The organism is Bacillus sp. RC51 (assembly GCF_044908115.1).
Taxonomy (GTDB): Bacteria; Bacillota; Bacilli; order Bacillales; family Bacillaceae_G; genus Bacillus_A; species Bacillus_A mycoides.
In genome coordinates this window covers 32,387-52,254 of record NZ_JBIYCW010000017.1, presented here as the reverse complement: position 1 = coordinate 52,254, position 19,868 = coordinate 32,387, and the positions used below count along the sequence as shown (strand labels likewise).

Sequence of the window (19,868 nt, the reverse complement as noted above, 5' to 3'; positions counted from 1 at the left end):
TAATAAGTGACTTTAATTATACTTATTAAACACATTTAATAAGTATCCCTATATTAGCATATTTTTTAATATGTGCAACTAATAAGTTTTGAAAGGAAATGTGAACTCCTTACTTCACCTAATGATATTACTTGGTGGCATTTAACTAATATAATGATTGATCCATTGTTTTTCATTAAAACCATTGAGACTCATCATCATATGAAATCCTCTCCTTTAGGGGCTATACTATACATTTATTAATGAGCACACCAATATTCAAATCAATTGTTAATAAAAAGAGATTGACCCAAAAGTAGCTGAATAGCAACTTGGGTTAACCTCTTTTATTTATTATCCTTATTTAACTCTTCTACAATGTCCCTTTTCCCTATTCTATTAGCAAAAGGTATAAAAATAATAAGGACTATTCCGAACATCCCCGCTATTACCGTTACGATAAGTTTGAAATCAAAAAATAAAGGTGTACGATCTATTATACTTACCATATAGGTTAATAATGCTCCTATAACAGCCCCTAGTACGATTCCAATAAGTACATATAAATTAACTTGCGTCAAAATAATTTGTACAATCCCTTTTTTCTTAACTGTTATTGCTCGTAAAATAGCATACTCTTTTCTTTTAGATTGAATATTATTTATAAGTGTATTACATACCCCTAATGTTACACTAAACAAAATTACTACAATAACAACGATGAAAATGGACCACCTTTGCTTAAACATTAAATTAGATTGTTTTAACGATTGAGCATAACTACTTATTTTTAATTGTGGATATTGACCTTTCACTTTCTTTAATTGCTCCAACGTCTCTCTCTCGTTATTTGAACTAATAAATGCCCGCTCAAAAACTGTATAATCTTGTTTATATGTTACATTACTCCAATCCATAAGTACTGAAGGAGAATTCGGTAGCTCGTTAACAATTAATCCGATTTCTACCTTACTAGTCGGTCTAACTTTTTGTTCCTGTTCTGAAAATAGACCCAATTGAACGATATCACCTACATGAATTTTATACCGCTCCGCTAACTCTTTTGTAACAATTATACTATTCTCCAAATTTGCAGGTACTTCTGACAGTAATCCTTGCTTTTCCATTTCCTTTAAATCACCTAAATTATAGTCAAAAGTAATATATTTTTCACCTTGTTTTAATTCTGCCAGTGAGTTCGTACTAATTGTACTAGCTCCTTTTACACTACTTATTTCTTTAAATATGTTTTGTATATGAGGTAAGGTAATGGTTGAATCATTAGTCAAACGATTTTCCACAACAATATGTGTTGGAAATTCTCGTTTTAAATATCTTTCATTATTTTTTTGCATCGTTTTAAATATAGTGGAGCCGAAGACAACTATCACCATCATTGTACTTATCATTAAGATAACAAATGTATTTTTTCTCACTTGTGGAATTACATTTTTAATAGCAACAAATGTATTCCTTCCAAATATTTTTTTCATCATAGGTAGACATAATCTTAATATCCAAGAAAGATAAATAGGAAATAAAACATACACTCCTAAAACAAGAAATATAGATCCTATTAATATCACTATCGCCTGTGTATCTCCAGTATTTGCTACAAATCCACCTAAAGCAGTTAAAACTATGCTACTAATTAAAAGGAATTTCCCCATAATACTGCGTGTTTTATTATTAGAAAAATCGGATTCTTCATTTTCGCGCATAAGCTTTACTGGCAATATTTTCGAACTTCTATATGACGGATATAATATAAACAGTTCAATAAAAAAGATACTACAAATCACAGTTACAATTGCTAGTTTATAGTCGAAACTCATCGAATTAATTTGAAAAGCAAATAAATGCTCTAGCCAACTTTGTAAAAAACGGTTACTTATTACAGCTAGTAACAAACCAAATATTCCACCAAAGAAATTAATTACACTACATTGAATGAATATAACTGTAAACATTTGTTTCGTTGTTGCTCCCATTGATCGCATAATCGCAAATTGACTTTTATATTTATATAAAAACACTTCAAAATTAGACATTAATAATAATGAAGTAATAATAAGTATTAATACAGATAAAATAACTATAAAAATATGTAATGACGCTAAGTTACTTTTTAAAAACTCGTCTTCCTCCGCAATATCGATTCTTAATTCTTTGTCTATTTTATGAATTTGATTAGACAAAGCTAGTACATCCGCATTCGCTTTTGCTTTTATCAACACATAAGTAGCTTCATTGTGTTTACCCGTTTTTTCATATACGTGCTGTTTCACCGCACCTTTCGATAAAACGAGTATATCTGGAGCTGAACCTCCAGCTTCTATATCAGATAACACTTCTTTTACTACATAGGATTTATTTTCTATTTCAATCTTTTCCCCAACGTTTACTTGTAGAGTTTCTGCTAATCCATGATTTAATGTTACTTCTTCATTTGATAGATTTTTAGAGAAGTGATATCGACTTTTCGATAACGAATCATTTTGAACACCTACTGTATAAATAGCGGTATTCAATTTATTCACTTGCAAATGATTTACTAATACTTTTGATATGTATTCAATATTTTTTTGTGCTTTAATATTTTGTAGTAAAGATTTATCCATCAACTTATTTTGATCAGGGTTATATCCAACTGATAAATCCATATCTCCATATACATTTTTCACTTCATTTATAACAGACTGTTTCGCATGACTCGAAAATACAACCATCGTAATAATTAGAGAAACAGCCAACATAACGCTAACTATAGAGGAAATAGCAGTGAATTTATTCGTCTTAAAAAAGCGTAAACTTAATCCTCGTACTGATTTTATCATTTTGATTTCTCCAGTAATTTTTTAAATTTATCTAAAATGATATTCATATCATTTACTCCATGAGTACACGTATAATCATCAACATTTTCTCCATCATGAAAGAAGAGAACCCGATCTGCATACGTAGCAATGTGAGGATCATGAGTAACAAGAATCATACTTTGATTGAATCTTTGTTTCATATCGACTAGTACTCGTAAAATATCATTAGACGTATTCAAATCTAAATTTCCAGTAGGTTCATCTGCAAGAACAATTGGAGGAGATGTTATTAACGCCCTACCAATTGCAACACGTTGTTGTTGTCCCCCAGAAAGCTGAACTGGTCGATGATTTCTCCAATTTACTAAACCAAGAACATCTAATATTTTATTTGTTTTTTCTCGTATCTCCTCTTCTGAATCAGCTGATAATATGAGGGGTAATGCAATATTTTCTTCTACAGATAAATCCTTTAATAAATGGAATGACTGAAAAATAAATCCTATGTTATCCCGCCTGTATTCCGTCGCATATGGTTCAACAAACATATTGTTAGGCACTTCACCATTTACATATACAACTCCCTCATCAGGCTTGTCTAAAGCACCAAGTATGTTAAGTAATGTACTCTTCCCAGATCCACTCGTCCCCATTATGGCAAGGAGTTCTCCTTTATTTAACTCCAAAGATACATTTTGTAACGCCCTAACATTTGTATCAACACTCTCATATGTTTTACTTAAATCTTGAACTGCTAACACAACTTCACTCATCATTATTCACCTCAACATTATTAAGTTTTATTCCCTCCACCAAATTAACCTGAATTAAAATTTTTTCTTTCAAATTACTAGGTGGTACAATTTCTGTTCCTATTTGAAATAACAACATTTTTAATTCGAGAATTGCATCCATCTCTATCCCTCCCTTAATCTATATTGGTAACAAATTTAAATTTCGTTCGATTTTTTTATAAAAAAACAAGGGAACGCTTAACGTTCCCTCTCAAATCCAATTCGTTTTTTAATTTCCGCTAAATTCACCTTCGCGATAGCTCGTGCCCTCTCAGCACCTCTCTCTAACGCTTCATATAATAAATGCGGCTCATTCATATACATTTCGTATTTTTCCCGAGGACCTGCTAATTCACGGTCAACAACACGGAATAATTCTTTTTTCACATCGCCCCATCCAATGCCGGTCTCATACTTTTCACGCATCGACTGCATTTCATCTTCTGTCGCAAATTCTTTATAAATTGTAAATAACGTTTCTAGCTCTTTCGGTTCATTTGGAAGTGAAGAATCGGTTTTGATTTTAAATATTAACTTTCGTAGCTTTTCTTGCTCTGCAAATAATGGGATTACATTTCCGTAACTTTTACTCATCTTTCTTCCATCAAGGCCAGGTAAAATGGCACCCTCTTCTTGTATGACATACTCCGGAAGCGTAAATGTCATGCCAAATGTATGATTAAAATACGTCGCAATATCACGCGCAATTTCAATATGCTGAATTTGGTCTTTTCCAACTGGTACATGAGTAGCTTGAAATAGTAATATGTCAGCTGCCATTAAAATCGGGTACGTATATAACCCCAAATTCACTCCCGCATCTACCTCTAAACCCGCTTCTTTATTTTGCTCCACCTTCGCTTTATACGCATGAGCACGATTCATAAGACCTTTCGGAGTTAGGCAAGCTAATATCCAAGCTAATTCTAAAATCTCCGGCACTTCTGTTTGTCTGTAAAAAATAACTTCTTCACCAAGTCCAAGTGATAACCAAGTAGCTGCTACCTCTTTCGTATAACTACTAAACTGACTCGGATCATGCACAGCATTTAACGCATGATAGTCAGCTATAAAATATAATGCTTTTCCTTCATTATTTTTTGACATTTGTAATGCTGGTTTAATTGCACCAATATAATTTCCTAAATGCGGATAACCTGTCGGCTTAATTCCTGTTAACATTATTTTTTCACTCACACTAACTCCTCCTTCCTCAACATAAAAATAAAAAGAACCCCTCATCCTATAAAAAGGACGAGAGACTCCCGCGGTACCACCTTAATTAGCTATCATTAGCTCACTTCATACTTCGATAACGTGAAGTAACCGTCTTTACCTACTCATTTCAGTGAGAAGCTCCAGAGCCCATTCCATATTCATCCCTTACTGATTTCCACCACATATCAGCTCTCTGAAAAGTTTTGAATATGTACTCTTCTCTTTCATTGCTTTTTAGTTATTTTTTACAGTTTATCACATTCCCTTTCCAATTAAACCCTAATTTTCTGTTTTATATAGCAGGAATTTCCACCTTAATTGTCTAATAATATATAGGTTTGCAGAAATACTCGAAACAACTTTGGAGGTTTTTTCATGGTAAAATATATATCCATTTTAGGTTCAACAGGATCCATTGGTACATCTGCATTAGATGTCGTTTCCGCTCATCCTGAACATTTTAAAATCGTCGGTTTAACCGCAAATTATAATATCGATCTTCTCGAAAAACAAATCGAATCGTTTCAGCCTCGTATTGTAAGCGTAGCGACAAAAGAATTAGCGGACACATTACGTTCTCGTATTTCAACAAATACAAAAATTACATATGGAACTGATGGTTTAATTGAAGTATCTACCCATCCTGATACAAATCTTGTATTAAGTTCAGTTGTCGGTGTTTCAGGTTTACTCCCAACAATTGAAGCATTAAAGGCGAAGAAAGATATCGCTATCGCTAACAAAGAAACTTTAGTTGCAGCTGGACATATCGTCACCGAACTAGCGAAACAAAACGGATGCCGCCTAATTCCAGTTGATAGTGAACATTCAGCCATTTTCCAATGTTTAAATGGGGAAAATAATAAGGAAATCGAAAAATTAATTGTTACAGCTTCTGGCGGCGCTTTTCGTGATAAAACACGTGAAGAAATGAAAATATTAAAAGCGAAGGATGCTTTAAAACACCCAAACTGGTTAATGGGCGCAAAACTAACGATAGATTCTGCCACGTTAATGAATAAAGGGTTTGAAGTGATGGAAGCTAAGTGGCTATTCGATATTCCTTATGAAAAAATTGATGTTATGATTCATAAAGAAAGTATCATTCACTCTTTAGTGGAATTTATTGATGGATCAGTCATGGCACAGCTCGGTGCTCCTGATATGAGAATGCCGATTCAATATGCATTTCACTACCCTACTCGACTACCTTCATCCTATGAAAAATTAAATTTATTAGAAATTGGTAGTTTGCATTTTGAAAAACCAAATTTAGAGAAGTTCCCCTGTCTACAATATGCATTTGAATGTGGAAAAATTGGCGGTACAACTCCAGCCGTATTAAATGCAGCGAACGAAATTGCAAATGCACTATTTCTTAAAAATGAAATTGCATTTTTCGATATAGAAAAAACAATTTACAATACAGTTGAAGCTCATCATAACGTAAAAGATCCTTCACTCGATGCTATATTAGAAGCTGATCAATGGGCACGCCAATACGCAAATCAATTGTTAATGAAAAAGAGCTAAAACAGATTTCTCTGTTTTAGCTCTTTTTTTTACGTATTCAACTTAACAAATCTATAACTATGCGTAACTAACACTTTTAATATCGCATATCCTGGAATTGCTAAAATAATCCCCATAATTCCAAATAAATTTCCAGCAGTTAAAATAATAAAAATGATAGTAATTGGATGAATGTCTAACTTTTTGCCCATTACTTGTGGTGAAATAAATTTCCCCTCTGCTAATTGTACAACCATCATGACAATAATTACTTTTAAAATCATTGCTGGCGAGTCAATAAAAGCGATAATTAACGCTGGCGTTATAGCGATAATTGGCCCTACATACGGAACAATGTTTACAATCATCGCCAAAATAGCAAGTAATACAGCGTATTTAATGCCGATTATTAGATAACCAATGAATAGCATAATACCGATAAATAAACTAACAATAATTTGTCCTCTAATATACGAACTAATCGCATAATGCATATCATCTAGTATTCTCTTCGCAGCTGGCTGTCTTTGCTCAGATATAAACTTTAAAAAATGATTCGGTAATTGCTCACCATCTTTTAAAAGATAGAACAAAATAAATGGAACCATTACAAATGTTAAAACAACTTCAGTAATTGTACTTAAAAATCCAGTTACATTTCCTGTTACTGATGATAATGATTTTGTAAAGTTCATTGTAGAATCTTTTACGATATTAGCAAAATCAATATTTAAACTTTCCTGCATTCTACCAATTACATTACTTTCTCCAAATTTACGTGCTGCTCTTTCGATTTCATGCCCGAAATATGGCAAGTTATCTATTAAAGCATTTACTTGATCTTTAATAATTGGAATAACCGTGACCGCAAGAAAAACAAATAATCCAAGAACAATTATATATATCGAGGCAATTGACACAATTCTCGACACACCTTTTCTTTCTAAAAGAGAAACGAATGGATGCAATATATAAAATAGTACTCCCGCTAATAATACTGGGAAAAAGATTGTTTTTAAAAATACGACGAACGGTGTAAAAACGAATGATATTTTTGTAAGTAATAATATATTTACAAACAGCAACGCGAATCCAAGTAGTACAGCTAAATAATTTTGTTCTTTAAAAAACTTTTTCAACTTATCTCTTTTTCTTATATTTACTTTCTCCAAGTGTACCACCTCTCTAATTAGGAAAAGCCCTAAAAGGGCTTTATAAAACAATCAGTAATAGCCTTTATTTTCTTGCAGCTTTTACTACAAATGATACAATAAGAATTAACACAATTGCACCTAATAATGCTGGTACGACATGAATCCCACCAAACGATGGCCCAAAAGATCCAAATAATCTACTACCTAACCAAGCTCCTAGTAAACCAGCAATTATATTTCCAAACATACCAGCTGGAAAATTTTTACCCGTTATAGAACTAGCAATTATACCTATAATAGCACCAACTATTAATGTAATAATCCATCCCATTTTTAGTCCCTCATTTCTATTATAGTTTGTATTATCAAATACAAGAGTAGCTAAACTCTTATATAAGATTACGTATTTATCTACGCTAACCATATCCTACTATAGAAATATACCTACGAACATTTTATGTATGGAGATACATATATTATATGCAAAAAAGAAAAAAATTGTCAAACTTACCCACAAATCAATTATATTAATATATCATATTTAAAGGAGGCGTTATTATCTATGATTCATAAATTACTTCCCACTTCTTATGAAGTAGCAACATCCATTTTAAATGTTCAAATTCCAGCTTATAAAATTGAAGCAGACTTTTTAAACAGTACTGCAATACCTCGTTTATATGATACTGTAAACGATATTCAAAATTGTGATGAAACATTCTATGGATATTTCTCTGAAAATAAACTCGTCGGCTTTATTTCTTTTATACAAGAAGAAGAACTAATCGATATCCACAGATTAGTTGTATCGCCCGATTTTTTTCAAAAAGGAATCGCAACGAAACTGCTACTTTATATATTTAACATGTTCTCGTCTTCAATGACATACATTGTACAAACAGGTAAAGCCAATACTCCAGCTCTCACATTATATAAAAAACACAGCTTCATTGAAGTAACAGATACAACACTACCTGATGGCATGATTCTTACGCAACTTAAAAGACAGAAAACACAAAATAGTTTGACTTAATTATTTATTTATGTTATTTTTTACTTTATACAACCTTTTGCTGAGTCCATTTTTTGGAGCGGGGGAACCATTTTTGTAGCTATGCTACTTGGGGCGAATCTTTTTTAAGTAGGGAAACTCTCACTTCCCGAGTCCGACAGCTAACCTCGTAAGCGTAATGGGAGAGGAAGGTGCTTTTTGCCTATGTTACACACTTTGCCTCCTTAGTTATAAATATGGAATCGATATCAATCAGAAAACTATATTTATAGAAAAGGAGACTGGTACAATGTTACGTTTATCAGATCACGCAATAAAAATGATGGAGCAAAGACTTCGACTCGAACAACACCGCACATATCAAGCAAATAAAGTTGTAGATAACTTACATCACAAATACTTCTTTCAGCATATTTTTCAGCCGAAAAGATAAAAAAATGTTCATTTAAAATAAAAAAACACAAGGAATGTCTTCATTGACACACCTTGTGTTTTTTTTATTTCCTATGCTACCTTTATAATATCCTCACCACATTTAAACTTGCCGTAATTGTTCCTGCAATAGTGGTCACATGCCCAACACCTAATGGACCATTTTGTAATATTAACGTTGAATTTGCACTCGCTACATTCACAAGAAGTGTATTTGAAATAGCTGGTTCGATTACTACAGTTGATGTCGTTACGTTTTGTATAAAACTCCCTGTTAGTTGTGTTCCATTTAATAGTAACCTAACAGATACAGTCTCATTCCCACCATTCGCGTCCCCTTGGAAATAGTAGCTTACTAAATATATTCCTGGTGTGGATACCGTGACATTTGTAGCACTAGTTAAAGATACACCAGTTCCATATACAGTAGATCCTGAATTAATTGGAATGTTGGCATTTGCTGCAATTGTACTTGTTGATGTAGAAAAGAAATAGCCGCCACCTGTTGATATTGCAGACGATCCAGTTGGACCGGTTGATCCAGTTGAACCTGTAGCACCAGTTGGACCCGTTACTCCGGTTGAACCGGTTGCACCGGTTACTCCTCTTATTCCTTGTATCCCTGTCGGTCCAGTCGCACCTGTTGAGCCAGTCGATCCAGTTGCTCCCGCCTGACCCGTCACACCTTGTGGACCTTGGATTCCTTGTATTCCTTGTGGACCCGTTACTCCCGTAGCTCCGGTCGCTCCCGTTGGTCCCGTTATCCCTTGTGGACCTTGTATTCCTTGCACCCCTTGTGGACCCGTTGCTCCCGTAGCTCCTGTTGCTCCCGCCTGCCCCGTTACCCCTTGTGGGCCTTGTATTCCTTGCACCCCTTGTGGACCCGTTGCTCCCGTAGCTCCTGTTACCCCGGTTAGACCAGTTGGACCTGTTGATCCGGTTATTCCTTGTATTCCTTGAGGTCCAGTTGGGCCTGTTGGACCAATCGGACCTTGAATTCCTTGAAGACCTTGAATGCCCTGTGGACCGGTTGGCCCCTGAATTCCTTGTATTCCCTGAATTCCTTGCGGGCCTGTTGCACCCGTTGGACCAGTTGGACCCTCTGGACCTTGCACTCCTTGTATTCCAGTCGCACCGGTTGGACCTATATCTCCTTGTGGACCTTGTATTCCTTGAATTCCTTGAGGACCAGTTGGACCTGTTATACCACTTGGCCCTTGCACTCCTTGCACTCCTTGAGGACCAGTTGGACCAATCTGACCTTGCATTCCTTGTAGACCCTGTAAACCTGTTGGACCGGTTGCTCCCATTACTCCTTGCTCACCTTGTATTCCTTGTATTCCTTGCGGGCCTGTTGGACCAATTGGACCTTGTGCCCCTTGCACTCCTTGTGGACCAGCCTGGCCTGTTGCTCCTATCGGTCCTTGTACTCCTTGTAAACCCTGTAATCCAGTTGGACCGGTTACTCCCATTACTCCTTGCGGACCTTGAATGCCTTGGTCACCCGTTGGACCAGTTGCCCCCATCGGTCCCTGTACTCCTTGCAAACCTGTTAAACCAGTTACTCCGGTTGGGCCAATCACTCCTTGTACGCCTTGGATTCCAGTCGTCCCAGTTGCTCCTGTCACTCCGGTTGCCCCAGTTGCTCCCGTCGGACCAGTTGGACCTCCTGGAGATCCTGCTGGACCAGTCGGGCCGGTTGGGCCTCCTGGCGGACCGGTTGGACCGGTTGCTCCTGTTGGACCAGTTGCAGATCCAGTTGGGCCGATTCCCCCAGTTGAGCCTGTTGAGCCTGTTGGACCTGGATCCCCTTGCAAGCCCGTTACTCCTGTTGGTCCTATTACACCTTGCACTCCTTGTATCCCCTGAGAACCTGTTGGACCAGTTAGACCCATCTCACCTTGTGGCCCTTGTAAACCTTGAACGCCAGTTGCTCCTGTTGATCCCATTGGCCCTTGTTCCCCTTGAATTCCTTGAGAGCCTGTTGGACCCGTTGGACCAATCGGACCCTGAATGCCTTGTATACCTGTTACACCTTGTAAACCACTACTCCCTAAATCCCCTTGCATACCTTGTATACCAGTATTTCCTGTTGGACCAGTCGGACCTAATTCGCCTTGCACTCCTTGTATACCTTGTATTCCTGTTGGACCCGCCTGCCCGATTTCACCTTGCATACCTTGAATGCCTTGTATTCCTGTTAGACCTGTTTCTCCCATTGGACCAGGTATTCCTTGGATTCCTTGAATTCCGGTTGGACCGGCTGGCCCCCTTTCTCCTTGTATACCTTGAACACCTTGAATTCCCTGTGGACCTTGTTCCCCCATCAGTCCTTGGCTCCCTTGAGAACCTCGTGGCCCAGTTAAACCTGTTGGGCCTATTGGACCGATTTCTCCCTGCACCCCTTGCACTCCTTGAATTCCGGCCGGACCAGTTGGACCAATTGGCCCTTGAACGCCTTGTATTCCTTGCGGTCCAGTCGGTCCACCTAAAGAACCTGTCGGACCGGTTGGACCAGTTGGTCCCGTAATACCTGAAGGCAGAAAAGGAATAGGTGCTTGAAACTTACTACACTTATCTTGCTCCTTCACAAGCATCTCCCCCCCGTTATAACATATCAAACTATTTTTAATACATTTAAACTAGCTGTTATCACACCAGATAATGTTGTTACATGACCAATAGCTAATGGACCATTTTGCAAAGATAAAGTAGCATTTGAAGAAGCAACATTAATGACCATCGTATTAGAAATCGCTGGTTCTAATACAAAACCTGCCGTGACGTAAAAAATAAAACTCCCTGCGACTTGCGTACCATTTAACGTAAGCCTCACGGAAATCGTTTCATTTCCAGCAGTTGGATCACCTTGAAAATAATAGCTGACTAAATATATTCCCGGCGTACTTAACGTTACAGTTGTTGCATTTGTTAAACTGACCTCAGAACCAAAAACTGTAGATCCGGAATTAATTGGTATTAACGCATTCGCTGCAATTGCACTCGTTGAAGTAGAAAAGAAATAACCGCCACCACTAGGTAAACCAGTCGCTCCTGTTGCACCTACAATTCCTAAAAAACCTATAGGCCCTTGACTACCAATGGCTCCAGTAGGTCCCACAGCTCCAATCGGCCCTTGACTACCTTGCGCTCCAGCTGGCCCTTGACTACCGCTTCCCCCTGTTATTCCACTTGCTCCAGTTGGGCCTTGTATTCCTTGAATACCTTGCACACCTTGGATTCCGGTTACTCCAGTTGCACCGATAGGTCCTGTCATTCCTGTACTTCCTTGTATACCTATAATCCCTTGAACGCCTTGTATACCTTGTGCCCCGGTCGCCCCTGTTTCTCCTGTCGCTCCTGTTTCTCCAGTTACACCTGTTATTCCAACATTTCCTTGTGGTCCCTCAGCTCCTTGACTACCTTGCGCACCTTGCACTCCTTGTGGACCTGTTATCCCGTTTTCTCCTAAATTCCCTTGGGGACCTCTAATTCCTTGTGCACCTGTTGGACCTGTTACTCCTTGTATTCCTTGAACTCCTTGAGAGCCTTGCGCTCCTGTTGGACCTACTATACCTTGTATTCCTTGAGACCCTTGCAAACCAATTGCTCCTGCCTGACCTGTTATTCCTTGAACTCCTTGCATTCCTTGAGAACCTTGTGGACCAGTCAATCCATTTTCCCCTTGTATTCCTTGAGGTCCTTGTATCCCTTGAACGCCAGCTGCTCCTGTTTCTCCTCGTATTCCTTGAGGTCCTTGTATTCCTTGTGCTCCAGCTGCTCCTGTTTCCCCTCGTATTCCTTGGGGACCTTGGACTCCTGCCGCTCCTGTTGTGCCTGTGGGACCTATTATTCCTTGTAACCCTTGTATTCCTTGTGCTCCTGTAGGACCAGTTCCCCCTTGTATTCCTTGCATACCTTTAGGACCTTCTGCACCAGTTGGACCAATTTCTCCCTGCGGACCTTGTATTCCTATTGGACCTTCTACACCGGTTGCTCCTGTTATTCCTTGGTTACCTTGTGAACCTTGTGCACCTTGTACTCCAACTGCTCCAACTACACCTTGGGAACCTCGAGGACCTATTACACCTTGAGGACCACTCGGACCAGTTATCCCTTGTATTCCTTGTATACCTATTGCACCAGTCACACCTGTTACACCTTGTGCACCAGTTTCCCCCGCTGGACCTGTTGGTCCACCAGGTGGACCGGGTGGGCCAGATGGACCAGTCACTCCACTAGATGGACCAATTGGACCAGTAGTGCCCATCGGACCACCCGGTGGTCCTTCTAGGCCTTGCGTACCAATACTCCCTGTTGCTCCTGTTATCCCTCGTACTCCTTTTGCTCCTTGAAAACCTGTGGATCCATTTATTCCTTGTATTCCTTGAACACCTTGTGGACCTTGAGGACCTATTACACCTGTTAGCCCCCTTATTCCACTTATACCTTGAGGTCCTTGTATTCCAGTAGAACCAGTTGGGCCAGTTACACCTTGTAGCCCTTGATCACCTTGTGGTCCTTGCCCTCCAGTAATTCCTTGTATTCCTTGCGGGCCTTCTTCTCCTTGTATGCCTGTAGTTCCATCCTCTCCTTGTATTCCTTGCGCTCCTTGGGGACCTTGAGGACCTGTTACACCTGATATCCCAGTCCCCCCCATTTCTCCTTGTATTCCTTGTGCGCCAGTTTGTCCTTGCTCTCCTGTCTCTCCTTGTATTCCTTGGGGACCTTGTAGCCCTTGACTACCAGTAGGTCCTGTAATCCCTTGTATACCTTCTAGTCCTTGTAATCCAATATCACCAACTGGACCTTGCTCTCCAATTAATCCTTGAGGACCTTGCAAACCAACTGGACCTGTTACACCTTGCTCTCCAGTATCACCAACGGCACCTTGTATTCCTTGAGCTCCTGTTGTCCCTCGCGGACCTTGGATTCCTTGAATACCTTGAGGACCTTGTGGACCAGTTGCGCCTCTAGGTCCAGTGATTCCCGGAGGCCCGACCGGACCTTCATGCCCTCCAGTTGGACCTGTTGGACCACTGTTACCAGTAGGGCCAGTTGCTCCTTCAAGCGGAAGAGGCAGTGCCACTCCAAATTTTTTGCACTTTCTATGATGACGCACAACAATCCCCCTTCCCCAAAATAATTACACTTTTTATATGAAATGCATTTTTATATGAAAAGTACATCTTTGACCTCATTTTTTAAAAAATAAAAAAGCCTATCATTTCATTTATTTGAAATGATAGGCTTCTTTTTATAAAGCACTTTACTTTCTCACCTTAATAATAAAAGTCGTTGGCACCATTCTAGCTTTATATAAAGAATAATATTTCGTAGACGGCTCAGCTAGTTCTTCATCAAATGAGATAGATGGTTCAGGCTCTTCTATTCTCTCAATTGTAAATCCCACACTATTTAACTCATTTATGTATGTACTTGTTTTTCTCTTATATAATGTCGCTTGTACATTTTCTCCTTTAAATGTTTCAAACGTAATAGGAGTTTCCTCATGATAAGAAGACTTTAAAGCAATTTCTTCTGTACCATACTGTAAATTTGAATATACCGGATGCTCCCAACTAAAAACAAAGCTTCCTCCTGGCTTTACATATGAATGAATCAGTTCCAACACTTTTTATTTAAAGCTAACATTTGTGTACCTTTCATATCCTACATTCCCCCATCCAATTTTCTTCCCCTACTATAAATTACACATTATAACCCGATCTCCCTTTTCTCTTCGCCCGGTAATTTTTCACTTTCGCGATCGTTCCGCACGCTCTTCCTCCTTCTTCTCCAGCATACATACCGCACCATCTTTTACTTCCATTTCGCGAATGATCATAAAATACCCAGCGACAATCTGGGCATGCTTTTAACCTTCCCCACAAATTTTCTTGAATCGTCATTAAAACAATGCTTAATACTTTTGTATATACATTCTCTTCGTACACAGGCTCATATGTAATACCTTTCATATCTGCCTTTACATGTACATGAAATGGGTATTTCTCTAACCACTTTTGCAATGATTCTCCACCTTCAATTGTCACCCGAATATCTTCTCGAAAACTTTTTAATTCCTCTATCGTATGAAATGGAACCTCTTCATGAAAATATTCTTTCATAAAGAGCATGATATCCTCTTCTGTTTGCAGCATATCAATTGGCTCTCTCGTATCGTTTGGTATTTTCCATGTATTTAAAAATTCCCGAATATATTCTAATTCATTTGGTGCATTTTGATTCAATTCCATCCACCTTCTTCTTAAAATTTACTTTTTTCTGACTTTATGTATAATTATAATATAAAATAGTTAACCATTAAATAATTTTACTGGTTACAATATTAGGAGGAGTTCTATGAAAAGTTTCTCAATACCGATACGTTTCATGCTTATTTCTTCATTTTTTATGTCTTTTGGGTACTTTGCAGTATACGCATTTTTAGCTATTTATCTATTAAGCTTTCTTCATTTTTCTGCTGTTCAAGTAGGAACAGTGTTGACGATTATGATAATCACATCACGAGTTATCCCATTATTCTCAGGATTAATTGCTGACAAAATAGGCTATATCATTATGATGATAGCCGGATTATTTTTAAGAGGAATCGGATTTATCGCTTTAGGAATATGCTCTGATTTCTATACAATTTCTATTTCTTCTGCACTTATTGGCTTCGGAACTGCATTTTACGAACCTGCTGCGCGCGCCATATTCGGCTCACAACCAGCTCATATGAGAAAAAATTTATTTACATATTTAAACCTTAGTTTTAATTGCGGTGCAATAATCGGACCAATTGCAGGAGGGTTCTTACTCTTACTCGATCCAATCTATGCTTTTTTTCTAACAGGATCTCTTATGCTGTTATTCGCTTTTATCTTTTACTTACTTAAAAATCACTTCCAAGTCACTACTGAAAACACGTCTATTACATTAGGGCTACAGGCTATCTTACAAAACAAATCTTTCCTTTTGTTTTCATTTATTATGATTTTCTTCTATATTATGTTTACTCAGCTTACCGTCGCACTTCCACTTCATATGAAAAACATTAGTAATAGCAACCAGCTTGCTACACTAGTTATTACGATGAATGCAATAACAGGCGTCATATTTATGGTGTTATTCCGAAAACTATTTCACAAATACAACACACTTTCAATTATTAAATACGGTGTTTTATTAATGAGTATTTCCTTTTTACTCATTCCTTTATTTCAACACCCATATTGGCTATTCATTTGTGTAATTTTATTTACAATCGGTGAAACACTCGTATTACCTAACGCTGATATCGCTATTGCAAATTACAGTAACGAATCATATACAGCTACTTACTTCGGATTCTATCAACTATCACTCGCATTTGGTTTTATCATCGGTAATTATACCGGTACATCTTTTACATCCAACTTAAACGGCATGTATACACCATGGCTTATTTTCGGCGGAATAGGACTTATTGGTTTTATTTCACTACATATTTTAAATATTAAAAAAGGGATCTCTAAAGAGGATATATACCTATGTAATCAGACGAAACATCTTTAACACATTACAATTGTGATGGTACCTTTAGACAAGCAGCCTATAATAAAAAAATTCGACCATCATGTTTGACAGTCGAATCTTTTTATTTTTCATATTCAAAATGATTATGTCTTTTACAACCAAATAAATAGCAAGCCCCTATATAGTCCGTTTCAAATTCTAACCCTGGAACATATCCAGATTTGATATGTTCTATCATTTTTTTATAACAATTATTCTCTTCTATATATTCCTCAATTAACTCTTTCTTATCGTTTTCTGTCCAATTTTCTTCTACTTCTTCATTCTGAACATCTTCTATTTCTACTGTCTTCGCTTCGATAGATTCCCGTATAACTTCATTTATACAGGAGAAATTATTAGCTTTATATAGAGCATAAACAAATCTACCAATCCAATTGGGACTTTTCCAGTATTCTTTGTATCCCTTTTCGAACCATTCAATTGCTTCTTTATAGCAATTCAACTCAACATATAAATCTGCTACATTAATTTCTCCTACAAAATCATCAGATTTCCTGTTAAAAGCATCCAACTTCTCTTTCGCTTCTGTTTTTCGCCCTAAATCAATTAAACATTTTACATAGTTATACATTATAATGTCTGAATCCCCTGCAACTCGCAAGAAAAATTCCGAAGCTTTTTCCAACTCTCCAAGATTATAATGAGCTACAGCTACATTGTGATATGCTTCATCGGATGGTTGAATCGAAATAGATTTTTGTAATGCATCTTTCGCTTCTTCCCACTTTTCTTGTTTCATGTAAATTTCCCCTAAGATGTTATAAGGAAAGTATGAGGAAGGATTCAACTTAACAGCTTCTTTTATTAATTCAAGAGCTTTACCATCATTCTCTTCCTCATAAAAGTACATCCAAGCAAGATTATTGAGAGATTGTACACCTCTAGATTCATGTACTGCTTGTTGAAACAGTTCCATCGCTTCCTCATATTCATTTTGTTCAAACATTTCAATTGCCTTCTCGTTAATGTTCAAGTAACTACCTCCGAATTGAATGGATTCATCTATTCCCTATCATCATTTTAATATGTAAAAATTGTAATTTCTATAAAAATAAGATTGCTTCGTATTAAGCTCTTTCTCCTGTCTACATTTCATCATATATTTGGATATCCAATTCGTAATGATTTTATCAACACCGCTTTCTAAAGAAAATAAATACCTACTGTAAAAATACTGATTCACCACAATAAGTAAACTTTTCAATCTCCCTTAAATTGGATATATAACCTATTTTAATTTACATATTATGGTACAATAAAAGAGTGCTAGCTAAACATTTACGTTCCACACTAGCAGTCTAGCAATACCAAAATCAAAAATCACTTGAAATCGGGGGAGCTTATGAAAAAGAAATTAAGTGTTCTTCTATTCATTGGAATCATATTATCTGGATGTTCCACTATAGCAGAAAATTATTTAGAAACTGGAAACGGCAGTATTGAATTATTAACACCAACGATTACAACAAAAGATAATGAATTAGAAATTAAGACCGAGGGCATTGATGAAAATAAAGTGACTTTTATTTATGTTGCCAATAAAAAAGTATTGGAACAAAAAATAAATAATGGTGAATCCTACAAACTTAACATTAAAGATATCGAACACGCTCATAGGACGGACTACAAGCCAAGAGTTCAACTTTTGCAAACGAAAGATGATAAAGAAGATGGAGACATGGCAACCTTTAAACAAGTTAGATATACAGTTGAAAAAAAGTAGTTTTATAGTTATTTCATTTAAATATAACAACCGAAAATATACTTTTAACAGAGGGTAAATATAAGAGGTGCTAATATGAAAAGACGATGGATTTTTTGGTGGATTGGTAACATATTTTGGATTACCATTTTTGGGATATTGGCAGCTATCATTTGGCTAAGAGAGGTTGATGGTGCTGGTGTTACTCAAACACCTGAGCTGAAATTAGTGGCATTTATCGTTTTATTAATTGTTTTTATATTACCGATAATTATTCAATCTATATGGCTAATTGTTAATTTGAGAAAGAGCAATAAAAAATAATCATACATAATTTTTTTTAGAATTATACGAGAAACCATAAAAAAGAGAGGAATTTTTTTAAAAATAGATTCCTCTCTTTTACATTTTCGTATTCATATAGGATTATGGTTATAAACTTATTTTTAAGCCATACTACTCCTTTTTCTTACGATGCATGTTCATCTTTCTTCTTCTTCAACAACGCTCTCTTCTTCATCGCCTTCGTTAAGTATCCACCTTTAAACGAACGGATTTCATAAGAAGACATAAACGCTTTTGGTGCAATTTCATTAATAATTTCTAACAGTTCTTTTTCTCTAGAACGCTTTGCAACGATATCTAAGCGATAACGTATAGAATTTATTCCTTCACCTTCAAATACTGTAACGCCAAATCCAAAATGGCGTAATTCATTTACTAATTCATTACAACGGTCTAGTAAACTAACTTGATACGTAATATATCCAATTGCTAATTTATTTTCTATATAACCGCCTAATAATAGTCCCGCACTAAAGCCGATGACATAGGCAACAATGTTCATCCAATTTGATAAATCTTGAAACACAATACCTAAACTGACAATATAAATTGCTCCTTCTAACAATCCTACACCTGCAGCGGATCTTGTTTGATTCTTTACAAGCAAAATCGTACGGATTGTTAAAGTTGGAACGTAAATAATTTGAAGCACAAAAATAAGTAAAGCTTGTAACATTGGTATCCACCTCTTTCGCAAATTCTTTTGTCATGATAACATACATAAGCTTTAGAAATCGATGGGTTTTTTAATTTTTTTTATTTTTTTTTCATACTATTGAAATGCCCCAAAAATAAGCGTATTATGTTTGGCATAAATTCGATAAGTACCAGTAAATCATTCGTATTATATCATTTATTTTTAAACGCAAAAAAGGAACCCCATTAGGTCCCTTTCATCAGAGTTCTATGTTTTTCGAAGCATTTTCCTTTTGCTTCTCTTCTTCTTTTACTAGCTGCATATTTGCATAGGCTAAATTCGCAATCATTAAAAAGTGGCCACCCAATATTCCAGTACCAAATGCCCACATTTCCATTTCATGCTCAATTTCAAACATAATGATAGCCCCTAATATTGCGGCTGCAAATCGGTTTAGAACTCCTAATCCAGGAGCCTTTTCTTTCATCACGATACTTCTTCCTAATTTCTCCACTCTGCGAGCTAATAGCCAAAGACAATATGCGCTAACTGCTAAACCGATACCGAACCCTGTCACTTGTTTCCCAAAAGGAGTAACCGCCCACATTAGTAGTAAACCACTAAAGATCGTATACAATTGTAATCGATATACACGTAAGGCTACTTGAATCAAAATA

At 36.8% G+C, this 19,868-nt stretch carries 18 protein-coding genes, 1 pseudogene, 1 riboswitch and 1 other annotated feature; of the genes and pseudogenes, 6 read left to right on the top strand and 13 right to left on the bottom strand.

What is annotated here, in order from left to right; genetic code table 11:
- Window positions 1–326 precede the first annotated feature (326 nt).
- The 4 genes from ABH959_RS25245 to ABH959_RS25230 all read right to left on the bottom strand — a co-directional run bounded on the left by ABH959_RS25245 (window position 327) and on the right by ABH959_RS25230 (window position 4,834).
- Window positions 327–2,816 carry an FtsX-like permease family protein gene (locus ABH959_RS25245; protein WP_113935937.1) on the bottom strand — a complete coding sequence of 830 codons (2,490 nt, stop codon included), beginning with the start codon at window positions 2,814–2,816 and terminating at the stop codon, window positions 327–329.
- On the bottom strand, window positions 2,813–3,571 hold the full coding sequence (locus tag ABH959_RS25240) for an ABC transporter ATP-binding protein (RefSeq protein ID WP_113935938.1): 759 nt from the start codon (window positions 3,569–3,571) through the stop codon (window positions 2,813–2,815). Before ABH959_RS25240 ends, ABH959_RS25245 begins: the two co-directional genes overlap by 4 nt.
- A complete protein-coding gene (locus tag ABH959_RS25235) occupies window positions 3,564–3,713 on the bottom strand; it encodes a hypothetical protein (RefSeq protein WP_181777889.1) in 150 nt (49 codons plus the stop codon). Before ABH959_RS25235 ends, ABH959_RS25240 begins: the two co-directional genes overlap by 8 nt.
- Window positions 3,714–3,790: 77 nt before the next feature.
- Window positions 3,791–4,834, bottom strand: coding sequence for a tryptophan--tRNA ligase (locus ABH959_RS25230; RefSeq protein ID WP_113935939.1), 1,044 nt, complete (start codon window positions 4,832–4,834; stop codon window positions 3,791–3,793).
- A 5-nt stretch (window positions 4,835–4,839) separates the two neighbouring features.
- Window positions 4,840–5,047 (bottom strand) — a binding site (T-box leader).
- Between the two features lie 138 nt (window positions 5,048–5,185).
- Here ABH959_RS25230 and ABH959_RS25225 point away from each other — a divergent pair.
- On the top strand, window positions 5,186–6,343 hold the full coding sequence (locus ABH959_RS25225; protein WP_219374850.1) for a 1-deoxy-D-xylulose-5-phosphate reductoisomerase: 1,158 nt from the start codon (window positions 5,186–5,188) through the stop codon (window positions 6,341–6,343).
- 29 nt (window positions 6,344–6,372) lie between these two features.
- Here the strand turns inward: ABH959_RS25225 and ABH959_RS25220 are convergent, their stop codons facing one another.
- Window positions 6,373–7,494 (bottom strand): AI-2E family transporter, encoded by a 1,122-nt coding sequence (locus ABH959_RS25220; protein WP_201065059.1) that lies wholly within the window; start codon window positions 7,492–7,494, stop codon window positions 6,373–6,375.
- A 64-nt stretch (window positions 7,495–7,558) separates the two neighbouring features.
- Window positions 7,559–7,807: a GlsB/YeaQ/YmgE family stress response membrane protein gene (locus tag ABH959_RS25215; RefSeq protein ID WP_002033357.1), complete on the bottom strand. Its 249-nt coding sequence runs from the start codon at window positions 7,805–7,807 to the stop codon at window positions 7,559–7,561.
- 231 nt (window positions 7,808–8,038) lie between these two features.
- Between ABH959_RS25215 and ABH959_RS25210 the strand changes: the two genes are divergently transcribed.
- Together ABH959_RS25210 and ABH959_RS25205 are read left to right on the top strand one after the other, a co-directional pair.
- The gene (locus tag ABH959_RS25210) at window positions 8,039–8,509 is read left to right on the top strand and encodes a GNAT family N-acetyltransferase (RefSeq protein ID WP_113935943.1); all 471 of its coding nucleotides are present in this window, start codon (window positions 8,039–8,041) and stop codon (window positions 8,507–8,509) included.
- A 28-nt stretch (window positions 8,510–8,537) separates the two neighbouring features.
- Window positions 8,538–8,680: riboswitch (cyclic di-AMP (ydaO/yuaA leader) on the top strand.
- A 97-nt stretch (window positions 8,681–8,777) separates the two neighbouring features.
- On the top strand, window positions 8,778–8,921 hold the full coding sequence (locus tag ABH959_RS25205) for a hypothetical protein (RefSeq protein WP_000945246.1): 144 nt from the start codon (window positions 8,778–8,780) through the stop codon (window positions 8,919–8,921).
- 82 nt (window positions 8,922–9,003) lie between these two features.
- On the opposite strand, the gene ABH959_RS25200 is transcribed toward ABH959_RS25205, so the two are convergent.
- From ABH959_RS25200 to ABH959_RS25185, 4 genes and pseudogenes are all read right to left on the bottom strand, one after another.
- Complete coding sequence (locus ABH959_RS25200; RefSeq protein WP_113935944.1) at window positions 9,004–11,517, bottom strand: BC_3345 family exosporium-associated protein; 2,514 nt, start codon at window positions 11,515–11,517, stop codon at window positions 9,004–9,006.
- A gap of 20 nt (window positions 11,518–11,537) precedes the next feature.
- Window positions 11,538–14,042: a collagen-like protein gene (locus ABH959_RS25195; protein WP_113935945.1), complete on the bottom strand. Its 2,505-nt coding sequence runs from the start codon at window positions 14,040–14,042 to the stop codon at window positions 11,538–11,540.
- A 147-nt stretch (window positions 14,043–14,189) separates the two neighbouring features.
- Window positions 14,190–14,558 (bottom strand): annotated as a pseudogene (locus ABH959_RS25190) (SAM-dependent methyltransferase); the annotation flags it as partial.
- A 73-nt stretch (window positions 14,559–14,631) separates the two neighbouring features.
- Window positions 14,632–15,174, bottom strand: a complete 543-nt coding sequence (locus tag ABH959_RS25185; protein ID WP_113935946.1) for a CGNR zinc finger domain-containing protein — start codon at window positions 15,172–15,174, stop codon at window positions 14,632–14,634.
- Window positions 15,175–15,286: 112 nt separating this feature from the next.
- On the opposite strand from ABH959_RS25185, the gene ABH959_RS25180 reads away from it, so the two are divergent.
- The gene (locus ABH959_RS25180) at window positions 15,287–16,483 is read left to right on the top strand and encodes an MDR family MFS transporter (protein WP_113935947.1); all 1,197 of its coding nucleotides are present in this window, start codon (window positions 15,287–15,289) and stop codon (window positions 16,481–16,483) included.
- 82 nt (window positions 16,484–16,565) lie between these two features.
- Here ABH959_RS25180 and ABH959_RS25175 read toward each other — a convergent pair whose 3' ends face one another.
- The gene (locus ABH959_RS25175) at window positions 16,566–17,480 is read right to left on the bottom strand and encodes a tetratricopeptide repeat protein (protein WP_113935948.1); all 915 of its coding nucleotides are present in this window, start codon (window positions 17,478–17,480) and stop codon (window positions 16,566–16,568) included.
- Between the two features lie 369 nt (window positions 17,481–17,849).
- Here ABH959_RS25175 and ABH959_RS25170 point away from each other — a divergent pair, with 369 nt between their 5' ends.
- Window positions 17,850–18,230, top strand: coding sequence for a hypothetical protein (locus ABH959_RS25170; RefSeq protein ID WP_113935949.1), 381 nt, complete (start codon window positions 17,850–17,852; stop codon window positions 18,228–18,230).
- A 75-nt stretch (window positions 18,231–18,305) separates the two neighbouring features.
- Window positions 18,306–18,533 carry a DUF3923 family protein gene (locus tag ABH959_RS25165; protein WP_016091820.1) on the top strand — a complete coding sequence of 76 codons (228 nt, stop codon included), beginning with the start codon at window positions 18,306–18,308 and terminating at the stop codon, window positions 18,531–18,533.
- A 145-nt stretch (window positions 18,534–18,678) separates the two neighbouring features.
- On the opposite strand, the gene ABH959_RS25160 is transcribed toward ABH959_RS25165, so the two are convergent.
- Both ABH959_RS25160 and ABH959_RS25155 read right to left on the bottom strand, forming a co-directional pair.
- A complete protein-coding gene (locus tag ABH959_RS25160) occupies window positions 18,679–19,230 on the bottom strand; it encodes a DUF2179 domain-containing protein (protein WP_002014015.1) in 552 nt (183 codons plus the stop codon).
- Window positions 19,231–19,450: 220 nt separating this feature from the next.
- The gene (locus ABH959_RS25155) at window positions 19,451–19,864 is read right to left on the bottom strand and encodes an ATP synthase subunit I (RefSeq protein WP_002084378.1); all 414 of its coding nucleotides are present in this window, start codon (window positions 19,862–19,864) and stop codon (window positions 19,451–19,453) included.
- Window positions 19,865–19,868 lie beyond the last annotated feature (4 nt).

Excerpts from the sequence above, each read along its gene's own strand:
- ABH959_RS25225 (WP_219374850.1), top strand. The coding sequence starts at position 5,186 with ATGGTAAAATATATATCCATTTTAGGTTCAACAGGATCCATTGGTACA.
- ABH959_RS25170 (WP_113935949.1), top strand. The coding sequence starts at position 17,850 with ATGAAAAAGAAATTAAGTGTTCTTCTATTCATTGGAATCATATTATCT.
- ABH959_RS25210 (WP_113935943.1), top strand. The coding sequence starts at position 8,039 with ATGATTCATAAATTACTTCCCACTTCTTATGAAGTAGCAACATCCATT.
- ABH959_RS25205 (WP_000945246.1), top strand. The coding sequence starts at position 8,778 with ATGTTACGTTTATCAGATCACGCAATAAAAATGATGGAGCAAAGACTT.
- ABH959_RS25245 (WP_113935937.1), bottom strand. The coding sequence starts at position 2,816 with ATGATAAAATCAGTACGAGGATTAAGTTTACGCTTTTTTAAGACGAAT.
- ABH959_RS25240 (WP_113935938.1), bottom strand. The coding sequence starts at position 3,571 with ATGAGTGAAGTTGTGTTAGCAGTTCAAGATTTAAGTAAAACATATGAG.
- ABH959_RS25200 (WP_113935944.1), bottom strand. The coding sequence starts at position 11,517 with ATGCTTGTGAAGGAGCAAGATAAGTGTAGTAAGTTTCAAGCACCTATT.
- ABH959_RS25165 (WP_016091820.1), top strand. The coding sequence starts at position 18,306 with ATGAAAAGACGATGGATTTTTTGGTGGATTGGTAACATATTTTGGATT.
- ABH959_RS25160 (WP_002014015.1), bottom strand. The coding sequence starts at position 19,230 with ATGTTACAAGCTTTACTTATTTTTGTGCTTCAAATTATTTACGTTCCA.
- ABH959_RS25215 (WP_002033357.1), bottom strand. The coding sequence starts at position 7,807 with ATGGGATGGATTATTACATTAATAGTTGGTGCTATTATAGGTATAATT.
- ABH959_RS25230 (WP_113935939.1), bottom strand. The coding sequence starts at position 4,834 with ATGAGGGGTTCTTTTTATTTTTATGTTGAGGAAGGAGGAGTTAGTGTG.
- ABH959_RS25235 (WP_181777889.1), bottom strand. The coding sequence starts at position 3,713 with ATGGATGCAATTCTCGAATTAAAAATGTTGTTATTTCAAATAGGAACA.
- ABH959_RS25180 (WP_113935947.1), top strand. The coding sequence starts at position 15,287 with ATGAAAAGTTTCTCAATACCGATACGTTTCATGCTTATTTCTTCATTT.